The sequence below is a fragment of the Pyxidicoccus xibeiensis genome (assembly GCF_024198175.1).
GTDB lineage: Bacteria > Myxococcota > Myxococcia > Myxococcales > Myxococcaceae > Myxococcus > Myxococcus xibeiensis.
The window spans coordinates 32,001-55,289 of the sequence record NZ_JAJVKV010000015.1 but is presented as its reverse complement, the minus strand read 5'-3'; the positions used below and the strand labels follow the sequence as shown (position 1 = coordinate 55,289).

16 protein-coding genes are annotated in these 23,289 nt (G+C 70.3%); 5 read left to right on the top strand and 11 right to left on the bottom strand.

Annotated features, from left to right (window positions below):
* Nucleotides 1-546 precede the first annotated feature (546 nt).
* A complete protein-coding gene (locus LXT23_RS40610; RefSeq protein ID WP_253985841.1) occupies nucleotides 547-3,126 on the top strand; it encodes an ATP-binding protein in 2,580 nt (859 codons plus the stop codon).
* Nucleotides 3,127-3,158: 32 nt separating this feature from the next.
* On the top strand, nucleotides 3,159-3,455 hold the full coding sequence (locus LXT23_RS40605) for a hypothetical protein (RefSeq protein ID WP_253985840.1): 297 nt from the start codon (nucleotides 3,159-3,161) through the stop codon (nucleotides 3,453-3,455).
* Between the two features lie 17 nt (nucleotides 3,456-3,472).
* Here LXT23_RS40605 and LXT23_RS40600 read toward each other — a convergent pair whose 3' ends face one another.
* From LXT23_RS40600 to LXT23_RS40555, 10 genes are all read right to left on the bottom strand, one after another.
* Nucleotides 3,473-4,009, bottom strand: a complete 537-nt coding sequence (locus LXT23_RS40600) for an SgcJ/EcaC family oxidoreductase (RefSeq protein ID WP_407692947.1) — start codon at nucleotides 4,007-4,009, stop codon at nucleotides 3,473-3,475.
* Between the two features lie 72 nt (nucleotides 4,010-4,081).
* Nucleotides 4,082-4,417 carry a hypothetical protein gene (locus tag LXT23_RS40595; protein WP_253985839.1) on the bottom strand — a complete coding sequence of 112 codons (336 nt, stop codon included), beginning with the start codon at nucleotides 4,415-4,417 and terminating at the stop codon, nucleotides 4,082-4,084.
* A gap of 17 nt (nucleotides 4,418-4,434) precedes the next feature.
* Nucleotides 4,435-6,249 (bottom strand): eCIS core domain-containing protein, encoded by a 1,815-nt coding sequence (locus LXT23_RS40590; RefSeq protein ID WP_253985838.1) that lies wholly within the window; start codon nucleotides 6,247-6,249, stop codon nucleotides 4,435-4,437.
* 47 nt (nucleotides 6,250-6,296) lie between these two features.
* Complete coding sequence (locus LXT23_RS40585; RefSeq protein WP_253985837.1) at nucleotides 6,297-6,878, bottom strand: GNAT family N-acetyltransferase; 582 nt, start codon at nucleotides 6,876-6,878, stop codon at nucleotides 6,297-6,299.
* 33 nt (nucleotides 6,879-6,911) lie between these two features.
* A complete protein-coding gene (locus LXT23_RS40580; protein WP_253985836.1) occupies nucleotides 6,912-9,953 on the bottom strand; it encodes a DEAD/DEAH box helicase in 3,042 nt (1,013 codons plus the stop codon).
* Between the two features lie 62 nt (nucleotides 9,954-10,015).
* Nucleotides 10,016-11,851, bottom strand: coding sequence for a fibronectin type III domain-containing protein (locus LXT23_RS40575; RefSeq protein ID WP_253985835.1), 1,836 nt, complete (start codon nucleotides 11,849-11,851; stop codon nucleotides 10,016-10,018).
* Nucleotides 11,852-12,164: 313 nt separating this feature from the next.
* Complete coding sequence (locus tag LXT23_RS40570) at nucleotides 12,165-13,412, bottom strand: FadR/GntR family transcriptional regulator (protein ID WP_253985986.1); 1,248 nt, start codon at nucleotides 13,410-13,412, stop codon at nucleotides 12,165-12,167.
* A gap of 318 nt (nucleotides 13,413-13,730) precedes the next feature.
* Complete coding sequence (locus tag LXT23_RS40565) at nucleotides 13,731-15,731, bottom strand: S8 family serine peptidase (RefSeq protein ID WP_253985834.1); 2,001 nt, start codon at nucleotides 15,729-15,731, stop codon at nucleotides 13,731-13,733.
* Between the two features lie 424 nt (nucleotides 15,732-16,155).
* On the bottom strand, nucleotides 16,156-17,268 hold the full coding sequence (locus LXT23_RS40560; protein WP_253985833.1) for an aldo/keto reductase: 1,113 nt from the start codon (nucleotides 17,266-17,268) through the stop codon (nucleotides 16,156-16,158).
* 110 nt (nucleotides 17,269-17,378) lie between these two features.
* A complete protein-coding gene (locus LXT23_RS40555) occupies nucleotides 17,379-18,107 on the bottom strand; it encodes a laminin G domain-containing protein (protein WP_253985832.1) in 729 nt (242 codons plus the stop codon).
* Nucleotides 18,108-18,345: 238 nt separating this feature from the next.
* Here LXT23_RS40555 and LXT23_RS40550 point away from each other — a divergent pair, with 238 nt between their 5' ends.
* The 3 genes from LXT23_RS40550 (at nucleotide 18,346) to LXT23_RS40540 (ending at nucleotide 22,532) form a co-directional block, all read left to right on the top strand.
* Complete coding sequence (locus tag LXT23_RS40550; RefSeq protein ID WP_253985831.1) at nucleotides 18,346-19,422, top strand: fatty acid desaturase; 1,077 nt, start codon at nucleotides 18,346-18,348, stop codon at nucleotides 19,420-19,422.
* Nucleotides 19,423-19,457: 35 nt separating this feature from the next.
* Nucleotides 19,458-21,131 carry an amidase gene (locus LXT23_RS40545; protein ID WP_253985830.1) on the top strand — a complete coding sequence of 558 codons (1,674 nt, stop codon included), beginning with the start codon at nucleotides 19,458-19,460 and terminating at the stop codon, nucleotides 21,129-21,131.
* A gap of 141 nt (nucleotides 21,132-21,272) precedes the next feature.
* Complete coding sequence (locus LXT23_RS40540) at nucleotides 21,273-22,532, top strand: GAF domain-containing sensor histidine kinase (protein ID WP_253985985.1); 1,260 nt, start codon at nucleotides 21,273-21,275, stop codon at nucleotides 22,530-22,532.
* Nucleotides 22,533-22,543: 11 nt separating this feature from the next.
* On the opposite strand, the gene LXT23_RS40535 is transcribed toward LXT23_RS40540, so the two are convergent.
* A complete protein-coding gene (locus LXT23_RS40535) occupies nucleotides 22,544-23,194 on the bottom strand; it encodes a cobalamin B12-binding domain-containing protein (protein ID WP_253985829.1) in 651 nt (216 codons plus the stop codon).
* Nucleotides 23,195-23,289 lie beyond the last annotated feature (95 nt).

Genomic DNA, 23,289 nt, shown 5'->3' with positions numbered 1-23,289 from the left:
GTCGATGACCTCGCCGGTCCGGCTGCCTTCCACGCTCTCTACGTAGGCCGGAGCCACCTTCTCCGCCGGCATCCCGGGCACGTTATCCGCTGCATGAGCCCCGTCTTCCGTGAGCCGGGAGGTCGGCGCAAGCTGCCATAGTGAACGGAACCCTCTCCGCGCGGCGACAGCTGCCATGATGGTGGTTCCACGACGCCGCCACGACCGATTGTACGCACCTGTAGTGCTGACGGCAGGCAGCCCCCGGCTCGTGCACTTCTGCCTGGCACTGGACGCCCGGGCCAACGTGCCCTTCCTCGACCACCGTCCGGCCGGCGGGGCCTACGGGCCTCCGGAGGCTGTGCCTGGCGCCCACGGGACGGAGCATTGCGGCGGACTGCCCGCGCTGCTTGCCTCCGCCCCACGCACCTTCCACCTTCACTTCATGGGTCCGAGACGCTCCTCTTCCGGCCTGCTGGCGGACGCCATGGGGAGAGGAGTGGGCCGGACACGGGCCGCTCGCTGGGACGCGTCCTGCTCCCCACGCCCGCCGCGTGGAGGGGAGCCATGTTGCGCTCACCTCACCGGTTGCTGATTGCAGCCACTTTGGCCCTGGGGCTCGCCATCACCGCCGGGCTCATGGTCTTCGACAGGTTGACCCTCGCCAGCCTGGAGCGCGAGGCCCTGCTTCAGCAGGCCGCTCGCGCCGACCACCTCGCGGACCAGCTCTACACCCGCCTGGAGATCACCGCCCAGGTTGCGCGCACCATGGCGGCGCTGGCCAGTCCGCTCCGGGAGCGCTCCGACGTGGAGGACCTCGTCCAGGGCACGCTGGCCTCCACCTCGCCGGAATACGTCTACGGCATCGGAGTGTGGTTCGCTCCGTACGCGCTCGAGCCCCGCAGTCGCTGGGTGGGAACGTATGCCCACCGCGAGCTCGAAGATGCCCAGCGCATCGTCCTCACCTACGAGTGGTCCAGTCCCGCCTACGACTACCACCGCCAGCCCTGGTACGTGCAGGGCCTCCAGGTCGAGGGGCACCCCTTCCTCAGCGAGCCCTACTTCGATGTGGACCTCGTCTACTCGTCCCTCCTCATACCCTTCCGGGGGGAAGACGGGTCGCCGCGAGGCGTGGTCAGCGTGGACGTCGTCCTTCCCCAGCTGCGCGCCCTCGTGGCCCGCGCGAATACCTCCCCGCAAGAGACGTTCTCCGTGGTGACTCGCGCCGGACGCCTCTTCGCCCACCCGCAGGAAGCCTCCCTCCTCTCCTGGGCGAGAGCGCAGGGCCGGGCGGGCGAAGCGGGAGTCCTGTCGGAGCTGTCGCTCGAGGACCTTCGCGCGTACGAGGAAGCGCAGGGGCTGGCGGGCGACCGGCACTCCCAGCTCTCCGCGGTACCCGATGCCGGCTGGACGGTCCGCGTCTCCACCGACAAGGACTCGCTCTTCGCCGACTCACGTCGCCTGCACGCCACCTTGCAGGTCATCGGTCTCGTCGTGTGGGGCGCCCTGCTCGCGGGGCTGGCGGCGGGCATGCGCACCTTGCGCGTCCGGTCCCTGTCTCGTGCCCTCGCCCAGCAGGCGCGGGAGCGCGCGGCACTGGAGCAGAACGAGCGGATGCTGCGCGAGGTGCTCGAGACCTCCATGGACGGCGTGGCGGCGGTGGATGCCGGAGGCCGGCTGGTGGCGTGGAACTCCAGCGCGGAGCGCATCTTCGGCTGGCCCCGCGAGGACATCCTCGGCCGCCTGGCGGTGGAGACGCTCTGCAGGCCCGAGGACCGACGCCAGCGGAGCCACCAGCTCGCGCGCATCATCGCGACGGGCTTCACCTCCATGACGACCTGCCGGCAGGGCTCCCTCGCGCTGCGCCGGAACGGAGAGGTGTTCCCGCTGGAGGCCAGCCTCTCCACCGTGCACCTCGACGGCACGCACCGGGTCTATGGCTTCTTCTCCGATGTCTCCGAGCGCCACCGGGCCGAGGAAGAGCGCCAGCGGCTGCTCGAACGGCAGCACGACCTGCTCTCCCAGCTGCGCCGCCGTTCCGCCGAGCTCCGGGCCATCATCGACAACATGGTGGAAGGTGTCTTCGTGGCCGACGCGGAGGGCCGGCTCTCCTTCGTCAATCACGCGGGCCTGCGGATGTGCGGAGGGGACCCGCTCGACGCCATCTCGCTGGATGGGGTGATTCCTCGCACCTGTGCCCTGCGCAGCCTGGATGGAGCGCCGCTGGAGCGCGAAACCCTGCCGATGTTCCGGGCCCTGCGGGGGGAGGTCGTCGTGGGCTGCGACATCCGGGTGCTCCAGCCCGGTGGCGAGCGGATACTCCGCATGAACGCGGCCCCCATTCCCGACGAAGAGGACCGGGTGTCGGCCGCCGTGGTGGTCATCCATGACGTCACCGAGGCCGTGGAGTTCGACCGCCTCAAGGACGCGTTCGTGCAGATGGCTGCCCATGAGCTGAAGACCCCGGTGACGGTGATGAAGTCCTTCGCCCAGCTGGCGCTCAAGACGGAGTGCGGCAGAGACCCCACCCTGGGCCGGCTGCTGGCGGGCATCGACCGGGGGGCCAACCGCATCGACCAGCTGGTTCGCACCTTGCTCGACGTCTCCCAGCTGCACCTGCGGCGCATGCAGCTGGTGGAGGAGGCGCTGGACCTGCGGACGCTGGTGGAGGAGACGGCACGCCGGATGTCCGAGACACGGCAGGGACACCTCCTCCATGTCCACGTGGACGAGGCCATTCCGGTGTGGGGAGACCCGGCCCGCCTGGAGCAGGTGTTCATCGCGCTGCTCGACAATGCCATGCGGTACTCCCCGCCGGCGGCGCCGGTGGACGTGGTGCTCGCCATCGACGGGGAGGAAGTGGAGGTGTCCATCCAGGACCAGGGCATCGGCATCCCCGCCGACAAGCAGCCCCGGCTCTTCAACCGCTTCTACCGTCCCCATGCGGGGACACCGCATGACCGGGGCGGAATGGGCGTGGGGCTCTACATCGCGCGGGAAATCGTCCAGCAGCACGGAGGGCAGCTCACGCTGGAGAGCCGGGAGGGGGAGGGGACCACCGTCCGCGTCCGGCTGCCGCTGCGCGTGGCGCACGAGGGGACCGACGCGCATCCGAGCGCTCCTGGACACGACGACGCACACGCCTGAACGGCGCGTGCGCGATTGGCTACGCTCGGGGCATGACCGGTCAGCGACCCAGGACCTGTGCCGCCTGTGGGCGAGGCATTGCGGCCCGCGAGGTGTACTACCGCTTCAAGCTCGTCCTCGAAGGCGAGCAGGACGTGCTCGATACACCCGGGGGTGGGGGCGGGGACGACCTCGCGGCGCTCGTGCGCCAGCTGGAGGAAGGCCCCGAGGATGTCCGCGAGCTGGAGGAGCAGGTGCACTGGGAGCGCGCCGGCGTGGTCTGTACCGCGTGCCGTTCGGTGGTGGTGCGCATGCTCGCGCCCTCCAGTGAGAATTCCGGGCCGCACTGAGGCTCGGCGCTGCTCGGTCAGCGGCTCCCGCCAGCGGGGGCAGGCGCGGGAGCGGGCTTCACGTCGGTGTTCTGGCCCGCGACGATGCGCCACTGTCCCCGGGTCTTCTTCACCACGTAGCGCATCTGGGTGCGCAGCACTCCGGGCTCGGTGGCCTGGACGCCCGGAGGAAGCCCTGCGTACCCGGTGACCCGGTGCTCCGTGTCGACCACCGCCACGCCACCCTCGAGGAACAGGAGCTTCCGCACCGTCACCTCGCTCCGGCTGCCTTTGAAGGCGGTGCTGAAGACGAAGGCATGCCGCTTCTCGATTTCGGGGCGGCCGACGAAGATGGTGCCGACGATGTTGATGAACTCGGCGTCCTCGGCGAAGTCCTTGCTCCAGGCCGCCGCATCTTGACGGTTCCAGGCTTCGGTCTGCTCGGCCACCAGCTTGCGAAGGGCCGCTTCGTCCTGTGCGCGCGCTCCGGCCGGAGCCGCACCGGCCAGGGGGGAGAGGGCGAAGGTCAGCAACACCGCAGCGAGGGTCGCGAAGGAAACTCGGGCTCGAATCACACAGCCTCCAGGGAGCAGGGTTTTCACGCACGCGGAGGCGTGCCCACGGCTCGGCGCGCAGTATGCCTCCGCTCAGCTGGGGCGCGAATAGAACTCGTCGAGCCAGCGACCCTCGAAGTCATACATGATCTTCAGCGTCCCCAAGCGGGAGCGGCCGGTGTACTTCCCGTCCTCGAAGAGGGGCTTGAGAACGGCCTTGACCAGCAGGTACCCGCCGCCTCGGACCTCGGGGTTGCGGACCAGCATCCTCTCCTCGACGTGGACGAGGGTCTCCGGTGGGAAGGAGACCTCCCCGTCATCGAGCTCGAGGCGGCGCCCCACCTCCTCGAAGAACGTCTCCACGTCCCGACCGATCTTCTCGTCCGAGAGGTGCGCATCGAGCTCGGCCATCACGTGAGTCCAATCCATGGCGTCTTCCTTCCGGCTCAGTGGGTGGTGACCTTGTCGAAGATGATCGTGTCTCCAGAGACCTTCCCATGGATGCGGTAGTCGCCGCCCTGGCCCAGGATCTTGATCTTGTATTGATAGCCTTCCAGCTCGGACGGGACGATGCCCGTCTGGCCCTTGGGGGGAACGACTCCCTTCTGCATGGCGTTCTCGAACTTGGGGCGCAGCGTTGGCTGGTCGGCAAGGAACTTCGCGGCCTCGCCTTCGAAGACGGGGGTGAGCTGCTTGCCTCCAATCGGGACGCGGGGCGGGGCCTTGGCTGGCGGCTGGGGATATCGCTGCTGCCAGCCCTGCTGTCGCTCGGCGACCTTCACGGGATGGTAGGGGTCTCCCTCCACGCCCGGCGCGGGCTTGTAGCCGGGCTTGGAGGGTGTGGCTGGCGGGACCTGCGGCTCCTTGTCCCCCGGCGACCCCTTGGAGCCCTCGTTGCGCACCATGAACGTCGTGGTGCCGGCGAGGCCCGCGGCGAGGCCCGGACCGGCCACGTCGATGGCGATGACGCCTGCCCCTCCCGAGGCCATGGCGCCACCCCCGGCGGTTGCCAGGGCAGGAGCACGCGCCAGGGCGGGGAGGGTCAGCTTCGGAAGCTGCCCGGCCTTGGCCGCGGCGCCTCCCAGGGTGGCGATGAAGACAATCACCTGGCCGGTCAGCTCGCCAATCATCAGGCTCTGCCGCTCGGTGGGCGCCTTGGTGAAGCGGTCCAGCCAGTCGTCCACGAGCTTCTTCAGTCCCGCCGGCATGCCCTTCAGCGCGGCGAGCACCTGACCCATGCTCTCGTCGAACGCGGCGCCGCCGTCGATGAAGCCGTAGACGAAGCGGACCAGCAGGTCCATCACCGCATAGAGGAGGCTCACCACCCCCTTGATGAGGTCGACGATGGCCTCACCGGCCCCCACGAGGATGCCGATGATGGCGTAGACCGCCGCCATCAGGACGTTCACCGTCTCCTCGAAGATGGTGATGATGGTGGAGAGCGTCTCACGCCTGCCGGCGGGCAGTGGGGCGATGGCGGCGCGCAGCTCGCTGAAGACCGCGCGCTGCGCCTTGCGGACCGCGTCGATGAGGCCCCCGTACGCCGACTCCTTGAGGGACTGGTAGGGCTTGGAGACGTGCTCTTCCCAGAGCTCGCCAATCCCCTTGCGCTGCACCACGGGCGAGGAGGCCGAGCCGGACTGCTGCACCACGTGAGCCAGCTCGTGCGCGAGCAGGTGTCTGCCAGCGCCCGAACCCAGGTCGGGCATGCCGCGCGCGAAATAGACGTCCGTGCCGTGCGTGAAGGCATGGGCGTGGAGCTGACGGTTGAGGTGGGCCGCCTGTCCGTCGGAGTGCAGTCGCACCCGACTGAAGTCCACCCCGAAAGCCTGCTCCATCTCGGAGCGGACCGGCACTGGCATGGGGCGCCCCGCTCCACGGGAGCTGGCGAGCGCGTGCTCCAGTCCACCGGTCCGGCTCGCCGGCAACGCTCCGTCCACTCCCTGACTCCGGCGCGATACCACGGGCCCGGACACGCCCTGCAGGTTCCGGGGCGGAGCGCCCGTGGGCCGCATCACCCAGTCGGCCATGGCATCGGCCTGACGCTCGTGCGGGTCATCCGTGCGGCCGATGGCGAGGCGGGGCTGGACTGGCAGCCCCTGCGAAGAGGCACGAGGCGGCAGCAGGGGAATGCGGTCGAGGTGGAAGTCGAGCCGGGAGGCAGTGCCCGCGCGGTCCTGCGGCGCGGGCTTCCGTGGAATCGGGGCCGAGCGAGGCTCGCTCTGCTGCTGACGCGCTGTCGGGGCCTGGAAGGAGCGCATGTGTACCCCACGTGGAACCCTGCTGCCGGTCCCATCGTGAACCCCCTTCACCCGCCGTTCAAGCGCGGCTGCGTCCAATCCCAGACAACCACTGCCCACTCGTCAGTCGCGTCCCGGAAGGTGTGGACGGTCCGGAAGCCGACCCGCTCATGCGCGCGCATGGAGCGGAGGTTGCGGACGGAGACCTCCGTGGCGATGAAGTCGAACCGCCCCTGATAGAGCTCGCGGTGCTTCTCGTAGAGCTGCTCGAACAGGCCCTGCCCTCGGTGGGCCTTGTCGATGCAGATCTGCCCCATCACGTAGTAGCGGTAGTCATTGAAGGGCCTGCCCCGGTAGTCGAGCGTGTCGAACAGGTCGAACATGGGCACCAGCACGGGCATCAGTGCCCGGCACTCCTTTGGCATCGTCAGGGCGTAGCCCGCGAGCGCATCGCCGTGGTGGGCGACGATGCTGGGCGCCAGGGCATGCATCTGCTCCAGCGCCGTCAGGTCGTGCTGCACGGTGACGAAGCCCTGCGCGCTCATCTCCTCCGAGGACAGCTCCTGCTTCAGGTTCTGCTTCTGCAGGACGAGAATCTGCTCGAGCTCCGCCCGGCCCCGCACTGCGTCCACCCGGTAGGTTCGTTCCATGACCGGGAGGATATGACGGAGCCCGGGGAGGCGTCAGTCGAGCAGTTGCATCAGGTCCGCACGTGTAATCGCCGCGGCACCGGAGGCGCCTCCGAGCGCGGACTCGAAGAGCGCGCGCTTCTTGTCCTGCAGGGTGAGGATCTTCTCCTCGACAGTTCCCCTCGAAACCAGGCGGTACACCATGACCGGCCGCTGCTGGCCGATGCGGTGCGCGCGGTCCGCGGCCTGCGCCTCCACGGACGGGTTCCACCATGGGTCCACCAGGAAGACATGGTCCGCCGCCGTGAGGTTGAGCCCCGTGGCGCCCGCCTTGAGGGAAATCAGCATCACCGGTGGGCCCTCCGGGGCCTGGAACGACGCGGCCACCTGGCCCCGGTTGGACGTGCTCCCGTCCAGCCGGATGTAGCCGATGCCCGCCTCCTTCAGCGCCGGCTCGATGAGGTCCAGCATGGAGGTCCACTGGGAGAAGACCAGCGCCTTGTGCCCGTCCGCGACGGCCGTGCCGAGCGCCTCCAGCAGCGCCTCCACCTTGGAGGACGTCTTCGCCTGCTGGCCCGGCACCAGGGCGGGGTGACACGCGGCCTGGCGCAGCCGCAGCAGCGCCTCCAGCGCCTTCAGCACGCTGCCGCCCTCCTCGAGCTGCGACACCACCTCTTCGCGTGTGGCGGCGTACACCGCGTCGTAGACGGCGCGCTCCCGCTCCGTCAGGTTGACGTGCCGCACGGACTCGGTGCGGGGAGGCAGCTCGGGCGCCACGTCCCGCTTGAGCCTGCGCAGCACGAAGGGGCGGATGCGCGCGCGAAGCTGCTCCGCCGCGCCCTTCTGGTTGTCCGACACGGGCCGGGACCAGCGCTCCTCGAACTCCTTCCGCCCTCCGAGCAGGCCCCGGTTGGTGAAGTGCATCAGGCTCCACAGCTCCTCGAGCCGGTTCTCGATGGGCGTGCCGCTCAGCGCCAGCCGGAAGGCGGCCTGCAGGCCGTACGCCGCGCGCGCCACCTGGCTGTCCGGGTTCTTGATGGCCTGCGCTTCGTCCAGCACCACCGTCTCCCACGTCTTCGCCCCGAGCACCTCCGCGTCCAGGCGCAGCAGCGCGTAGGTGGTGAGCGTCACGTCGGCCGTCTCGTCCAGGGTGCGGCCGGGGCCGTGGTAGACGGACACCTTCAGCGAGGGACGGAAGCGCTTCACCTCCGCCTCCCAGTTGGGGAGCACGCTCGTGGGCGCCACCACCAGCGTGCCGGGCCCCAGGACGCAGAGGGTCTGCAGCGTCTTGCCCAGGCCCATGTCGTCCGCCAGCACGCCGCCCAGCCCTGCCTGTCGCAGGAAGGTGAGCCAGCTGATGCCCTGGAGCTGGTACGGGCGCGGCGTCGCGGTGAGGTCCGCCGGCAGCTTCACGTCCGGCAGCTTCTCGAAGCCCTGGACGAGGGGCGCCAGCCGCTCCAGCCCGGGCGGGGGCGGGTGGTCCAGCGCCTCGCACAACCCTGTGAGCTGGGGGATGGCGTGGTTGGCGAGCCGCCCGTCCCGGCCACGCGCGGCCAGCAGGTCCGCCACGCGCTGCCCATGCGTCTTCAGCCACGCGCCAGGCAATGGCGCCCACCCGCCGCCCTCCAGCGGCACCAGGCCCAGGCCTTCCTCCCACGCGCGCATCACCGCCGCGGCGTCCACCGAGCGCGGCGCGTCCGTCCCCGCGCCCTCCACCTGGAACTCGAAGGCGAACTCCACCCGGGGCACCCCGCCCTGCGTAGCGCCCGCGTCCACCGAGAGGGTGGGGCGCAGCTTCACGTTGGGGCTCACCACGCGCGCCGCGTCTCCGGTGAGGCCGCCGCGCCAGCGCCGCAGCTTGTCGGCGAGCTGCACCGCCTCCTTGCCCTGCACTGTCACGCGCCGGCCAGGCACCATGTTCAGCTCGTCGCGCAGCCCGTGGATGAGCTTCTGCTCGGCGGCCTCGTCCCGGACGGGCACCGCGCCCTTCAGGTACACCATGCGCCCGTTGTCGATGCGCACCGTCGGCGGCGAGCCGTACACCAGCGTGGGCAGCACCGAGAGGCCTGAGTCCAACTGGTTGAGCTCCATGGAGATGCTCGGCTTGAGCGTGCGGTCGATGGGCGGAAGCCGCTGGCTCTTCACGTCCACCGGCATGCGCCGCGCGAGGTCCGGCAGCACCTTCCCGGTGAGGTCTCCCATCTGCGAGGCGGAGAAGGTCTTCTCCTGCGGGAGGTGCTCCAGCCGAGGGCCGGTGAGGGCCTGCTCCCCGATGGGGCACAGCGTCCCGCCCCACAGGGCCACGCCCGGGGTGACGACCTCGGTGACCTGAGGGTCCTTCTCGATCTTCAGCACCGTCTGCTCGCCACGGTCCTCCACGGTGACGCGCGGGAGCAGGGGCTCGCTGGAGACGGAGACGAGCGCGCCGTCGAAGATGACGGTGCGCGCGGGCTCCAGCGCGCGCAGGAGCGCGGTGAGCCGCTCGGGCGGGAGAGCGCCCTTGGTGGGCTTGAGCAGCAGCTTGTCCGCGACCAGGTCGCACGGCTCCACCTGGATGCGGGCCGCCTCCACGGGGTTCGTCAGCAGCGACGCCAGGCTGCGCGCCAGCAGCCGCGCGGTGTTGTCCGGGCGCACCAGCAGCCGCTCGAGCTGGAGCCCTCCGTTCACGCGCTTGAAGCGGTACACCATGCGCTCGGACTTCGGCGCCGCACCGGGGCGGGGCGCAGCCGGGGCGGGGGCGGGCCGGGCGGGGGCGGGGCGGGCGACATTGGGCCCGCCCGTCACGGGTTTCGCGGGGGCTCGCTGCGCGGGCGCGCGCTGCGTCACCGAGTGGTGGAGGAAGATGGCCGCCGCCACCACGTGCTCGCAGGGGTCCACCTTGCCGCGGCACTCGCACTCCCAGATGGCGTCCTCCGGGTAGAGCGTGGTGGTGAGGAGCGCCGTGCGGCCGGTGGCGCGCACCCGCAGCACGGACTCCTCCTCATCGAAGGACTGCACCGTCACGGCGCCGGCGCGGGCAAGGCCCATGCCGGCGGTCCAGGTGTCCGGGCGCGCTTCCTCCCGGACGGCTTCGAGCAGCTCGGCGGTCACAGACATGCGGTGACCGCCTCCCTATCGCCGTGGCGGGACTCGCGCAACAACGCGCCCGCCCACAGTGGCTATTGGTAGGTGTCCAGGTACGCGCGGTGGCTGTTGGAGAACTCGAAGTTGGTGAACTTGTCCCAGTTGATGGACCAGGTCATCAGCCCCTTGAAGCCGGGGTAGCCCGCGGGGTTGCGCAGCACGTAGGCGCCGCCGAAGGACTGGCCCCTGATGAGGTAGTCGAGCGCCCGCTGCACGTTGGCTGGCGTCGTGTACCCGCCACCCGCCGCCTGGGGCGAGGAGGGCAGGCCAATCAGCACCTGCTCGGGCCGGAGCGCCGGGAACATCGCGCTGGTGTTGCCGCCGACGGGGAAGCCGCGCAGCAGCATCTCCGCCATGGCCACGTGGAAGTCCGACGTGCCCTGCGCGTAGGCCCGCCCGTCCAGCGCCGTCACCGTCCCGGTGTTGTAGTGCTGCACGTGCAGGTACGTCAGCCTGTCTCGCAGCGCGTAGATGACGGGCAGGTACGCGCCCCACGGCCCGCCGTAGGCCGCCATGCCGCCCTGCACATAGGCCGTCTCCGGCGCCATGGTGAGGATGAAGCCCGCGCCGTTGCGGTCCAGCAGCTGCCGCGTGGCGGAGATGAGGTTGATGATTCGGGGCGTGGTGGGGTTGCGGAAGTCGGTGTCCCCTCCATTGAGGGACAGTGAGCTGCCCTCCAGGTCCAGGTCCATGCCGTCGAAGCCGTACGTGTCGATGAGCGCCTGCATGGTGGTGATGAAGTTCTGCCGGGCGGTGGCGTCATCCAGGTGCACCGTGCCATTCGCGCCGCCGATGGAGATGAGCACCTTCCTGCCCTGGCCCTTCAGGTACGCGATGTCCGCCTTGAACTCGGCGACCGTCGCGTTGTACGGCGAGAACGCCATGTTGCCCGAGCCCGCGCCGCCCACCGGCTCCGCGAAGGCGACCTGGATGACGTTGAACTTCGATGACACGTCGCGCAGCCGGATGTTGGTCGAGCCGTTGTCGAAGTTGTGCCAGTAGCCCACGATGATCTTGCTGCCAGAAGGCTGGCTGCCCGTCGTCGTCGCGGCCACGCTGTTGCTCGCCACCGAGCGGTTGCCCGCCGCATCCCGCGCCTTCGCGGTAAAGGTGTACGCAGTGTTCGGCGCCAGGCCCGTCACCGTGGCGCTGGTGGCGCCCGAGGTGCTCGCGGACGCAGCCGCGCCGCCGTTCACGAAGATTTCGTAGCCGGTGACCGCCACGTTGTCCGTCGACGCATTCCACGCCAGGGACACGCTGCTGCTGGTGACGCCCGTGGAGCGCAGGCTGCCCGGCGCGGTAGGCGCCTGGGTGTCAGGCACGGGCTGGTTGGGCGTGGTCGTGCTGTACACGGCGCTGGCGGCGGAGCGGTTGCCCGCCGCGTCCCGGGCCTTCACGGTGAAGGTGTACGTCGTGTTCGCCGCCAGGCCCGTCACGGTGACACTCGTGGCTCCCGACGTGGTGGTGGACGGGGACGTGCCACCATTGACGAAGACCTCGTAGCCGGTGACGCCCACGTTGTCCGTCGACGCGCCCCAGGTCAGAGAGACGCTGTCATGCGTCTTCGCCGGGGACGTGAGCTGCGAGGGCGCGGTGGGCGCCTGCGTGTCCACGGGCGGCGGGCCGGAGCGCTCCAGCCACAGCGCCAGGACATACGGTGGCTCCCAGCCAGGCAGGGACGTGTGGGACTGGCGGCAGTCGTAGGACTTGCCCGCATAGGAGGCAATGTCGCCCGTGGTGTACGCGACGTAGGGGGCCCACTCCCCACGGTCCGCGGCGGCGGCCGGAGTGGGGAGCAGGGACAGCAGCAGGGTGGCGAGGACCACCAGGACGGAGAGGCCCGCTCGGTGGAGGTGACGGAGAGGCGGCATGAGGGTTGCCTTTCAGGAACGATGAGGTGCCCATGCGAAGAGAGCGACGAAGCCCTCATTTCGGGTCAAACCTCACGAAACGCCGCGGGGGAGGGCGACGCGCGTGCGCCGTCCCCCCGGTGTCCCTGCGTGTCCCGAGGCGTCGCTACGTCACGGGACCACGAGCTCGCAGCAGCCCGGGATGGCGCCCTTGCGGAGGGGTGTTCATCCCGTGCGGAAAGCTCACCTGCTTCGTCTTCGGCTTCTTCCCCTGGGGCTCCACGCTCATCGCTACCTTCTTCGTCGATGCGCGTCGGGTTCGCGGGGTCGTGCGTTATCCCTCAGGGAAGGGGATGCCGACCTTCATCCGCGAGGAGGATGCAACGGGCTCTGGCCACTCACGAGGCAGGCTGTCCTGGAGCGTGGGCAGTGGGAGTTCGAGAGGCGCGCGGCTCACCGGTGTGGTGGTGAATGGGGAGGCCTGGGGGGCGAAGCGGGTGGGGCCGAGGGAGTCGACACGGGGAGTCTCGGGAGAGAGCCCCCCTTCCGGCGGCGAAGCGCACGAACCCGTCCGACAGTCGGACAGGGTGGGCAAGGGCGCGCCGGGCAGTCTCTCCGCGGCGCACTCGCTGCCGGACTCGCTGGGGCGCCCCAAGTTGGATTGACACGGCGTTCCGTCGTCCGGCTCTACGTCGCTGCCGGACTCGCTGGGGCGCCCCAGGTTGGATTGACACGGCGTTCCGCCGTCCGGCTCTACGTCGCTGCCGGACTCGCTGGGGCGCCCCAGGTCAAATCGACACGGCGTTTCGCCGTCCGGCTCTACGGGAAGGGCTCCCTCACGGTGGCAAGGGGCTGCCTCGGGCACGGCGCTGCCCTCGGAGGCTGGCGCGAGACGGCCGAGCACGCGCTCATCGCAAGCCCTCATCAACACCGGTAGCTCGTGAGTGAGCGCCTCCGCGTCTCGCTCCCGCAGGGCGCCCATCGCGCAGCAGGCCCACTGGCGCAGCGACTCGCTGTCCATGAGGGGCACTCCCCGGGCGACGAGGCTCGACAAGCCCCTCTGCATCGATTGGACGAGCAGCAGATGCCCGGGACGGTCCGCAGCCCGGGCAGCCAACCTCAGCAAGTCGAATTCCAACTGAGCGCAGCGTTCATCGGACTCCCAGCGTGCCGCGGTCCACAATGCGAAGCAGGCGTCACCCAGCTGGCCCAGGGCCGTCGCAGAGGCGGTCGCGCAGCAGTCGGCCAGCAGTTCCACCACCAGCTGCCGTTTGAGGCAGAAGTAGCCCTCCAGCAGCCGCCTGCCGTCCGCGGAGCGCTCGTCATGAAACGCCAGGCCCATGTTCTCCAGCGTCACTGACTCGTCCAGTGCCACCGCGCGCGTCTTGCGCCCGGAGTGCTGTACCACCAGGCCCCGTGCTGCCAGCCGCCGCAGCGCCTCCCGCACGGTGCTCCGGCTCACCCCGTAGCTGCGCGCCAGCTTCTCCTCCGAGGCAAGCTGCCCGCTCCTTGGCAGTCTCCCCAGCGCAATCGCACGCTCGAGCTGCTCCTCAACGTAACCAACGAGCCCCACGCGCCCCATCACCGTCGCCCTCCTCGTCCAGGCTCCCGCCATCACAGCACGGGGGGCTGACATGGACGCGGGCGAGCCGCCCTCGTCGCCGACGGGGCAGGTGGGGGCTCCGGCCTTGGACCTCGCAAACCTGTCGGACAGCCAGACAGGGCTGACCGGAGGTTCGCCCAGAGGGGCCTCTTCTCGCGGCCCCGCGTTGGCGTCCGCTCGCACGCCGTTGTGGCCCATTGACAGCCCCTCCACTTGATGCCGGAGACGATGCGGCAGCGCCCCGGGCACGGGTTGCTCCCAGCTGGGCCGGCGTCGTTTCGGAGGACTTCTGGCGACCTATCTGGCTCGCCGGCCCACCGCGAAGATCAGGTCGTCATGGTCGGTATAGCCACCCGCGACACAGCTGGAGGGCACCTGTGCGGTGAACCCGAAGACGCCCCGGAAGGCCTGCACGTCACCGTCGGGCAGGGTGAAGGTGGCGGTGAGTTCCTGGCTGCCCGCCTCCGCCGGGCTGAGCCGGGCGAGATGCGTCCACACGGGCGCGTTCGCATCCGGCGCGTGGAAGAGGTCCAGCGTGTCCAAGGAGAAGAGGGCCCAGACGCTCGCGGTGACGGTCACCTGCTTTCCAGGTGCGAACGGACCGCCATCCACGGTGGCAACACGGAGCCGCTCCAGCGACTCGAGCTGCAGGTAGGTGCCGTCGCCGCTGTCTCCGTCAGGGCAGCTCGACGCAATCGTGTTCGGGGCATGGAGCTCGGGGCCTACGACGCCCCGGCCGTTCACGAGCACCCCGGTGTCGCAGGAGGTGGCCACGGTCCCGCATCGCGGTGCTCCTCGCACCGGGTCGGGCTCGGCGAAGCCGGGGTTGCGCACAGTGACGGAGACCGGTGCGCTCCAGCGGGTGTTGTACGACGTGTCGAACACCCGGGCCTTCACCGTAGCCGGACCGGGGAGTTCCCGCGTGGTGTCCCAGGGGAACTCGAAAGGAGCGGACGTGGCGCTTGCGCGAAGCCGGCCGTTGACCCAGTAGTCCACGCGGTGGATGCCAGCGTCGTCGAAGGCGAGCGGCAGGAGCCGCACGGTGCCCTTCAGCGGCCTGCCGGCTCCGGGGACGATGAGCCACACCCACGGCGGGTTCGCGTCGCGACTCGTGGGATTGAAGCCGGTGTGGAGCAGCAGGTCGGGCGAGCCGCGCCCCGCGAGCGACACCCGGCCCGGGGTGGCGTTGCCCACCAGCGCCGCAGCCACTTGCTCGGGAGCGGCAGAGGGGCGGGTCTCCAGGAAGAGCGCGGCGGCGCCGGCCACATGGGGCGCGGCCATGGAGGTCCCGGAGAGAACCTCGGTGGCCGTGTCGTCGGTGTTCCAGGCGGAGGGGATGTCATTGCCCGGCGCGAAGAGGTCGACGCAGGGACCGTGGTTGGAGAAGCCCGCCCGGAAGTCCGTGTCTCCGGTGGCACCCACGGTGATGGCTTCGGCGGTGCGTGCGGGAGACTCGTTGCAGGCGTCGAGGTTGTCGTTGCCAGCGGCCACGACGGTGGTGACGCCCGCCGCAACGAGATTGCGGACGGCCTGGTCCAGTGCCTCGGACGGCTCGAAGCCCAGGCTCAGGTTTGCCACCGCGGGCGGGACATGGTGGGCCGCGACCCAGTCCAGGCCCGCGATGACTGTGGACATCGTGCCCTCGCCATCGCAGTCCAGGACGCGTACCGCGTGCAGCGTCACCCGCTTCGCGACACCCCAGGTGCTCCCGCCCAGCGTCCCGGCCACATGCGTCCCATGGCCGTCACAGTCCTCCGCCGCACCTCCCGGCTCCACCGCGTCGAAGCCCTCGCCCAGCCGTCCCTGGAACTCCGTATGGGTGTGACGGATGCCCGTGTCGATGACATAGGCATGGACTCCCGCGCCTGTCAGCGCGGAGCTGTAGGTGCCGTCGAGCGGCAGGTCCTCCTGGTCGATGCGGTCCAGGCCCCAAGTGACGCTCGTCCTCCGGACGATGGCGTCCTGCTCGACCAGGGCCACGCGGGCATCCTGGCGCAGGGCCTCCACGCGGTCGGCCTCCACGTCGGCCACGAAGCCGCGTAGCGCGCGGGCATAGGTGTGCCTCACCTTCGCGCCATGCTGACGCGCGACGTCCGCTGCCTGTTGCCGAACGCTCGCCGACTGGACGTGCCCAGCCTCCGGGGTCGGCTTGAGCACGACGATGTAGCGGCCGGGGATGCGCTTCGCTCTCGGGCGCCGGACGTCCTGAGTGGAGGGGGGCTCCATGGCTTCGGCGCAGCCGCTCAGGGCCAGTCCCGACAGCGCCATGAACAGGAACTTCAGAAGGTGCTTCGTCATTCATTCTCCCGCGATGCCGCTCAGGGGCACTCGCGGGGATGACCCCCGAGGTGATTTCCACGGACGTTCCTCGGGACCTGCCCGCGCGTCCCGGACTCTCCGGGGGCGCGCGAGCAGAGTTCCGCGTGTGCCGCCGGGACCAGGCCGGCTCGGCGCGCACATCGGTGTTGCCGGTGCGCATGTCCTTTGTGGTTTACCGGGAGCATTCCCAGAACCAGGCTCGCTTGGCGCGCACACCGATGTTGCCGGTGCGCATGTCCTTTGTGGTCTACCGGGAGCATTCCCAGAACCAGGCTGGCTTGGCGCGCACATCGGTGTTGCCGGTGCGAATGTCCTTTGTGGACTACCGGGAGCGGTCCGGGGACCACGCTGGCTCGGCGCGCACGTCTGTATTGGTGGCGTGCACGCGCACGTCCTTCGGGGCCTACCGGGCGTCGCCCCGGAACCAAGCTGGCTCGGCGCGCACGTCGGTGTTGCCGGCGAGCATGCCCTTGGTGAAGAACGGGTTCTGGAAGAACACGTACGGGTGGATGAGCTCGGGGCGGCTCACGGCCTCCAACCGGGCGGAGAGCGCCGGCGGCAGGGTGAAGTCCAGCGCATGCAGGTTGCCCTCCAACTGCGCCAGGCTGCTCGCGCCGATGATGGTGGAGGCCACTCCCGGGCGCGTCGCCACCCAGTTGAGCGCCACCTGGGCCGGCGTGCGCTCCACCTCCTTCGCGACGGCGACCAGCTCCGCGACGAGCGCCCAGGGGCGCTCCTGCAGGAACTTGTCGGCCACCGGGTTGCCACTGGCCAGCAGAGCGTGGGCCCGGCCCTCTCCCTTCGGCTTCGCGCCGTCGCGCGTGTACTTGCCCGTGAGGAGCCCGCCGGCCAGCGGACTCCACGGGGTGATGGCGGCGCCCAGGGCGAGCGCGGCGGGGAGGTGCTCGCGCTCGAGGCTGCGCTCCGCGAGCGAGTACTCGAGCTGCAGCGCGCAGACCTTCTCCCAACCGTGCCGCTCCGCGAGCGTCTGCGCGCGAGCGAAGTACCACGCCGGCACGTCGGAGAAGCCGACGTAGCGGACCTTCCCCTCGCGCACGAGCGTGGTGAGCGTCTGCATCACCTCCTCCACGGGCGTCAGGCCGTCCCAGACGTGGAGCGTGTACAGGTCCACGTAGTCCGTCTTCAGGCGACGCAGCGAGCCTTCGAGCGCGCGGAGGATGTTCTTGCGCCCGTTGCCGCCCGCGTTGGGGTCACCCGGGGAGGCATTCGCCGAGAACTTGGTGCCGATGACGGCCCTGTCCCTCCCGCCGTGCTTCGCGAAGAAGTCGCCGATGATGCGCTCGCTCGAGCCGGACGTGTACGCATCCGCGGTGTCGAGGTAGTTGCCGCCCGCGTCCAGGTAGCGCGCGAGGAGGCCGTGCGCGACGTCCTCCGGGTTGCCCCAGCCCCAGTCGGTGCCGAAGGTCATGGTGCCCAGCGCCAGCGGGCTCACCCGCAGCCCCGTGTGGCCGAGAAGGTGGTACTTCGCCAGGGAATCGATGTGGCCGGTCGTCATGTCGTCTGTCTCCAGAAGGGGCCCGGGGGCCCGGCTCCTGGAGACAGATAGGGGAGGGAGCGCACGGGGGCAGCCCGGTTCTTGCGCCTGTTTGCGCGCCCTCCGCCGCGTCAGTCGATGTTGAAGTAGACGTCGTCGATGGCGCCGTGGAACTGGTCGTTGTTGTTGCCCACGCTCTTGGCGCCGATGGTGACCGGCTGGCCCACCGGGCTGATGTCGTAATCGGGCGGGATGAGCTCGCTGCCCTGGGCGACGTTGTCGATGAGGATGGTCAGCGTGGTGCTGGTGCGCTGGCAGGAGACCTTGTGCCAGGTGCCGTCCGCCACGCCCACCGCGGACTTCGCGATGATGGGGGTGGCGCCGCCGGTGGTGCGCACCACGCAGCTCGGCCTGCCGGTGACGGCGTCATCCAACTGCAGCTTCCACTGCGCGGTGCTGGCCAGCCCCTTCTGCAGGAGGTTGGAGCCATGGTCGCTGCTCAGCTCCGCCAGCGTGACGCGCACCCGCAGGCCGAAGGTGAACAGGGCCAGGCCCGGGTTCAGGTCCGCCTTGTCCGGGCTGGTGATGTCGGCCTTCGGGCAGGTGGTGCCCACACAGACGCCGGGGAACTTCACGCCCTGTCCCTCGTAGCCGGTGACGGGTACCACCGTGGCCCCGTTGGCCGTCTGGACGGTGCCGGTGTGGCCCTTGCCGCTGTCGTCCACCACGGTGGTGACCGGGTTCGTCACCGTGTCGAACCGGTAACGCAGCTTCTGGCTCACCGCGCCCGCCGCCAGCGGTCCGAGCAGCAGCACCGCCATGGATGCACTCGTCACCACCTGTCCCCGTCGTGTCTTCATTGCCTGGCGTCTCCTCAGTGCTACGGTTTTCCCTGAAACTGGGAGCGCGAGGGTAGTCGAGCGCCTCGGCGCAGGGCTACCCGCCCGCGCCCTCCGAGCAGGCGTCCTCCAGCGGGCGATTTCCCGAAGGCTTTCGAGCGGATGCTCTCGGAGTGTGAAAGAGTCCGGGCCCCGTAACACTTCTCGTACGGCATGGTGTTGAAGGTACGAGGTTGACAGGCACAACCCTAGGAACCGCATGGCCTTCTTGGATCGCGTACTGGACCCACCGAGCTACGGCTTCGAGAGAAACGGCCAGCTCTATGTCCCCACCCACCGGGAGATCTTCGCGGAGTTCTTCTCCAAGCTGAACATCTTCCGGACCCGGAAGAACTGGGTGGCGCTGTTCAGCTGGGTGACGAGCCTGAGCTTCGGCATCCCCCTGGCCCTCTTCTTCATGTACCACTTCAGCTGGGGGCTGCTGGCGCTGGGGTTCGTCTACAGCATGGTGGTGCTGGGCACCCACGGCACCATCTGGCTGCACCGGTACTCGACCCACGGCGCGTACCAGTTCAAGAACGCGTTCTTCCGCGAGCTGTGCCGCAACCTGGTGCCGAAGATTGTCGTGGACGAGGCCTACGTCATCTCGCACCACGTGCACCACAGCCTCGTGGAGCAGCCCGGGGACCCGTACAACGCGCGCGCCGGGTGGCTCTACTGCTTCCTCGCGGACGTGACGCACCAGGGCATCAACAAGAACCTGGACCGCAAGGACTACGAGCACGCCTGCAAGCTGATGAAGCACACGGGCGTGCACCTGAACAGCTATGAGCAGTACCAGAAGTGGGGCTCGCTCTGCCATCCGGGGTACACGGTGGCGCACTTCGCCCTGAGCTGGGCGTTCTGGTACGGCGTGTTCTTCCTCATCGGCGGTCACCCGCTCGCGCTGGCCCTCTTCGGCATGTCCGGCGTGTGGGCCATCGGCGTGCGGACGTTCAACTACGACGGGCACGGCGGGGGCAAGGACCGGCGCCGTGACGGCGTGGACTTCAACACCCGCGACCAGTCCATCAACCAGCTCTGGCCGGGCTTCGTCGCCGGGGAGTGGCACAACAACCACCACCTCTACCCGAGCGGGGCCCGCAGCGGCTTCCTGCCGTACCAGCTCGACCTGGCGTGGCTCTTCATCCGCAGCTGGGCCTGGCTCGGCGCCATCAGCTCGTACCGCGACTACAAGCAGGACTTCCTGACCCGCTACTACCAGCCCTGGCTGGAGCGCCAGAAGACCGGCGCGCCGCCTTCGCCCGCGGCCAGCGAGGCCCCAGGCGGTCCCTGACGCGAGGCTGCCCGACGGGGGTAGGCTCTGTTTCCATGACCTACCAACGCAATCCGGTGAAGGCGCCCCGCGTCTCGGGCGTGGCGCTCAAGGCCTTCGTCAACACCCTGGAGAGCAGCCTCGGCTCCGTGGTGCTGGAGAAGCTGGTGCGCGACAGCGGCATCGACGCCTGGCGTGAGCTGTCCGCCGGCGCCGCGCCGCCGCTCCAGCTCCCGCTTCCCCCGGGCGCTCCCGCGACGGAGCCCCAGACGCCCGTCGAGCAGGCCGCGCGCGCCGTCGCCGCGTCGCCCGTGCCGGCGGAGCGGGAGAGCGTCTCCGCCTACGTGCGTGCCTACCGCGAGGGCGGGGTGGACCCCGTCGCGGTGGTGCGGCGAATCCATGAGGCGGTGGTGCGGCTCGACGGCGGGAAGGACCGCCTGGGCCTGTTCATCGCGCGCAAGCCCGACGAGGTGCTGCGCGCCGCCGAGGCCTCCGCCGAGCGGCTGCGCGCGGGCCGTCCGCTGAGCGTGCTCGACGGCGTGCCCGTCGTCCTCAAGGACGAGGTGGACCTGGCCGGCTTCCCCACGACGCTGGGGACGAAGTTCCGCACCGAGGTCGCCACGGCGGACTCGACGGTGGCCGCGCGCCTCAAGGCCGCCGGGGCGCTCATCCTCGGCAAGGCCAACATGAACGAGATTGGCATCAACCCCATCGGGTTGAACCCGCACCACGGCGCCACGCGCAACCCGTGGAACCGGGGGCACATCACCGGCGGCAGCTCGAGCGCGTCCGGGGCCGCGGTGGCGGCGGGCCTGTGCCCGCTGAGCATCGGCGCCGACGGCGGTGGCTCCGTCCGCATCCCCGCCGCGCTGTGCGGCATCGTCGGGCTCAAGGCCACCTGGGGCCGCATCCCCGAGACGGGCGTGCCCCCGCTGTGCTGGAACGTGGGCCACGTGGGGCCCATGGGCCTCACCGTCGACGACGTCGCCGCCATGTACGCGCTGCTGGCCGGGCCGGACGGCCACGACGTCGTCGCCCAGACGCAGCCGCCCCACCACCTGTCCGGCTATGAGAACGGCGCGCTGGCCGGCGTGAGGCTGGGCATCTGCCACGCCTACTTCGAGGACGCCGACGCGGACGTCGTGGCGCGCTGCCGCGAGGCGGTGCGCGCCCTCACCGACGCGGGCGCCACGGTGGTGGAGATTCCGGCGCCGGACCTGAACACCCTCCTCTGGACGCACAGCTGCATCATCCTGAGCGAGATGGCGGAGTCCATGCTGCCGCAGGTGAAGGCGCGCCCCGCGGACTTCGGGCTCGACTCGCGCACCAACCTCGCCATCGGCCGGCACTTCCGGGCCACGGACCTGGTGCACGCGCTGCGGCACCGGCACCGGCTGACGCGCGAGCTGCTCGCCGTCATGGCGGACGTGGACGTCATCGTCACCCCCACGACTGCCTCCACCGCTCCGGCCATTCCCGAGACGACGCTGCCGGATGGCGAGTCGAACCTGCCGGTGGTGGATGCGCTGATGCGCTTCGTGCGGCTGGGCAACCTGACGGGCTTCCCCGCGCTGTCCGTCCCCGCCGGCTTCGACAGGGCGGGACTGCCCGTGGGCGTCCACCTCACGGCGCGGCCCTACGAGGAGCACCTGCTGCTGCGCCTGGGCCGCGTGGTGGAGCGCGCCACGCCGCACCGCACGCCGTCCATCCACGTGCGCGTCCTGAAGTAGGCGGTGGCGCGCAAGCGCCCGGCCGGATTCCAGCCCGTCCGGCCGGGCTCTTCGAGGGGCAGGCCGGAGGAACCCGTGTCTGGCTGCTCCTCGTCGGCGCACCCGGCCCTGCCCATCTCTACGCAAAGGCGGGTTCCCTTGATGGCCATGGTCGGTGACGTCCAGAGCGTCCTGCGCTCGCCCGAGCGACTGGCCGCGTTGCGCCGCACGGCCCTCATGGATTCCCAGGTCGAGGAGGCATTCGACCGGTTCACCCGTCTGGCGTGCCGCTTCCTCCACACCCCCATCGCGCTGGTGAGCCTGCTGGGAGAAGGACGTCACTTCTGCAAGAGCAGCCTGGGGCTGCCGGAGCCCTGGCTGAGCCAGCGCGAGCTTCCGCTGACGCACTCCATCTGCAAGTACACCGTGGCGGGTGGAGCGGCGCTCATCATCGACGATGTCCGTGAGGAGCCCGAGCTGCGCGACTCCCCAGCCGTGAAGGAGATGGGGGTGAGGGCCTATGCGGGCATCCCGCTGGTCGCCTCCGGCCAGGCCCTGGGGACCTTCTGCGTGGTGGACACCGTCCCGCGCCACTGGACGCAGGACGAGGTGGGCATCCTCCGGGACCTCGCGGCCGGGGTGATGACGGAGCTGGAGCTGCGGGCGACGCGGCAGCTGGACCTGGACGTCAAGGCGCGGGACGAGTTCCTCTCCATCGCCGCGCACGAGCTGCGCACGCCCCTGACGCCCCTGAAGCTCCAGCTGGAGACGCTCCGCCGCAGCGTGGTGGCCGCCGGCCTGGGGGACTCGAAGGTGATGCACCACCTGGAGCGGTCCGCGGCCCAGGTGCAGCGCCTGGCCCAGCTGGTGGAGCGCCTGCTGGACGTGTCGCGCGTCGCGACGGGACGGCTCGGCCTGCTGCTGGAGGAGGTGGACCTGGCCTTGCTCGCCACCGAGGTGACGGACCGCTTCCGCGAGGAGGCGGAGTCGGTGGGCTCTCAACTGAAGGTCCACCCCCACAGCCCGATTCGCGGCGTGTGGGACCAGCTCCGGCTGGAGCAGGTGCTGTCGAGCCTCATCTCGAACGCCATCAAGTATGGCGCGGGACGTCCCATCGACGTGTTCGTGGAGGGGGACGCGGAGGTGGCGCGGCTGTGCGTGAAGGACCGGGGCATCGGCCTGGCGCGTGAGGACACCCGCCGCATCTTCGAGCGCTTCGAGCGGGCGGTGTCCCAGCGGCGCTATGGAGGCCTGGGGCTCGGGCTGTACGTGGCACGCCAGATTGTCGAGGCCCATGGCGGCTCCATCGTCGTGCGCAGCCAGCTGGGCCAGGGCTCGACGTTCACCGTGTTCCTGCCCACGCGCGCCGCGCCGAGGCAGCTCTCGGAGCCGCGGGAGGAGCCCGCCGCGTCCGCCCACTGACGCGTCCACTCTCAGCGCTGGAGGTGGAGCGCTCCGCTGCTGCCGCGCGTGAGCGTCAGCAGCGAGTCGGTGGAGTGCAGCACGGACCACGCCCCCTTGCCGCCAGCGCCCAGCTGCGCCGCCGCCTGCCCGCCCACGATGAGCGGGATGTCGGGGGCCGTCTGGTGCAGCAGCTCCAGCGTGAGCCGCGCGGCCGGCACGTTCTCCGGCATGGTGACCGACAGCCCCGCGAGGACGGGCTGCTCGCGGGCGATGAACGACGCCAGGTCTCTGGCCGGCGTGTCCGCGCCGAGGAAGCGCACGTGCCAGCCATCGAGCGCCAGCACCTGGGAGACGAGCCGCGCCCCCAGCAGGTGCCGCTCGCCGGGCGCGCACGCCACCACGGCCCGGGGGCCGCCCTGGTGCCAGCCCAGTCCCGGCAGCAGGGGTGTCAGCAGCTCGCGCAGCAGCTCCGTGGCCGCGTGCTCCTGCGCCACCGTCACACGGCCGTTGTGCCAGCGCTCCCCCACCTCCTCCATGAGCGGGCGGGCGAACCGGTCCACCAGGAACGAGGCCCCTCCGGCTTCCAGGTAGCGCTGCGCGGCCTCCAGGACGAGCTCACTGTCACCGTCCAGCAGCGCCTCCACGATAGAAGAGGGAGACGGCAGTTGCGGCTGGGACACGGCTTCCTCCTCCCGGAGCACGGCGCTGACAGTGAAACGTTCATGCCGCCCCTCCGCGGCTGCAAGGCGCCGGGAGTGCGAGCCATGGGGACGCT